Origin of the sequence: Bartonella sp. AP57NXGY (genome assembly GCF_042195805.1) — a bacterium.
Classification (GTDB): Bacteria; Pseudomonadota; Alphaproteobacteria; order Rhizobiales; family Rhizobiaceae; genus Bartonella.
The window spans coordinates 1-2,041 of record NZ_JBHIOZ010000208.1 but is presented as its reverse complement, the minus strand read 5'-3'; the positions used below and the strand labels follow the sequence as shown (position 1 = coordinate 2,041).

Annotated in this window: 1 pseudogene; it reads left to right on the top strand. The window is 36.6% G+C overall.

Annotation, left to right across the window (positions count from 1 at the left end):
• Positions 1-1,399: 1,399 nt before the first annotated feature.
• A pseudogene (locus tag ACFIL8_RS09535) lies at positions 1,400-2,041 on the top strand (tyrosine-type recombinase/integrase); the annotation flags it as partial.

The following is a 2,041-nucleotide window of genomic DNA, read 5'->3' as shown; positions in this document are numbered from 1 at the left end:
ATTTTCGCTTTAAGATGAATGTTGAGGTTCCCTTGCATCGTCTTCTATCGATGTGAAACAGGGAATGTATCGTGGGCGTTCTGTTTTAGAGGTTATAAAACTTTCGCGTTTTCTTTCTTTTCCAGTGGTGAACTTCTTTTATTTCATTAGTGAATGCATTGGGTAAGATGCGTTTTTCACTTTTTCTTGAGAACATGTGTGGGATAAAGTTTTGCTGTAGAGAAATGATTCTATTGTGGGAGATGATTTTCTTGTTTTCTTGAGAGGCTATAAGGGATTGCTTGTATCAGTGTCTTTTATGATGACTTCGTTAAGAGCTTGGGTATTGATATAAGTTAGCTCAGTAATAGAATCATTTTGTATCGCACTTAATCTTTATTGACTATAGAGAGAATCCTATTAGACCGTAAAATATCATCGTTTAAGGCGGTTGATCTATGTAAGGCTTTAAGCATACCGGTATTTTTTATGAGAATATTTAAGGCAATGGTTTGTCTATAGGCTTATATTGTGACATGTGATTCTCCTTAAAAAAATAGAGATCGACATCACATTGATTTATAAAGATCATTTGTTGTTTTGCGCCTTGAATGGAAGGTCTATCGTAGGATTTTCTCATTTCAAATTTTTCCCTATGTTGAATCAATGACAATCACTTGCTTTTCGGTCACAAGTGGGGCTGGCATGTGGGTGAAAACTCTATAAAAAGGAAAAATGTTTATAATGAATATTTTCAAATGTAAGAATTGTTGTAACATTGGGGTTAAGTGTATGCTGATGCCAGCGTGCTTTCTTATGAGCAGAAAAGAGAAAACCGTTACAAGACAGAAGGTGTACACATTCAATAACCTTTAGTGCTTTTTATGATAAAGGTATATGAGACTTTTCTATGAATATCACGCTGTATTTTCATGTTTTTGAACTAAGAATTGTCTATATATTTTTCTTATTTTTGTGAATATAAGGGATTTGTTGCGAACAGCTTGTAAAAATAAGTAAACTTAAAACCAGATATGTTATGTGTGGGGGTGAGCAAAGTATTTTATCAAAGCCGGTACGACTCTCTAGTTCATAGCTGGTTTATGAATGATTTTATGGTGTTGCTTACCTAAGTTTATGATTTTTTTGTTATCTGTTCATCACTAGACAACATATTGATTTATATATATAATTCATTGTTTTTCATATTGAATTAGAACCCCGAATAACGTAAGATTCACTTATTTCAAATCTCTCTATCTAGAATCAATCAAAACCACTCGTTTGCACGTCACAAGTGGGATGAGTGTGTGGATAAAATTTGTATAAGAAAGGACTAGAAATGGTTCTTATGAATCGTCTTAAGAGCCAAGGGCTGTCGTAACACCCACGAGCTGGAAAATATAATGATGGTACCGGCTTGCTTCTTCACAAACGTAAGAGATGGGGGTGGTCAATGGATTTACCGTTATACCTTTCACGGGGGCCGCGAAATGGGCTTGGGAGCGTTGCGAGATGTTTCTTTAAACAAGCCCGTGAATTGGCAATTGGGTGGGGTGCTGTTTTACGTGAGGGGCGTGACCCCATTAAAGAACGCGATAAACAAAAGTGTGAGGCAATGCGTAATCTCCATTATTTAAAAAACATTGCTCTAGATGCTTTTGAAAGCCGTAAAGCTGAATTAAAAAATGATGGTAAAGCTTGTGATTGGTTTTTACATTTACGCCTCCATATTCTCCCCAAATTAGGCTGTCTACCCGTTTCAGAGATTACGCAAATTGAGATACGCAATACCCTTGCCTCTATTTGGCATGCAAAAGCTGCAACAGCAGATAAAGCACTGAAGCGTCTTAATCTTTGTCTTAAGCATGCGGTTGCTTTGGGTTTGGATGTTGATTTACAAGCAAAAAAAGCACGCGCACTCTTAAGGTAAGCAACGCTATAAAACTATTAATAGACTAGCCATGGATTGGAAAGATGTTCCTGCCTTTTATCAGTTACTCTGTAAAACACAAAACATAACACGACTGGCTTTGCGTTTGCTTATCCTGACAGGCGTTCG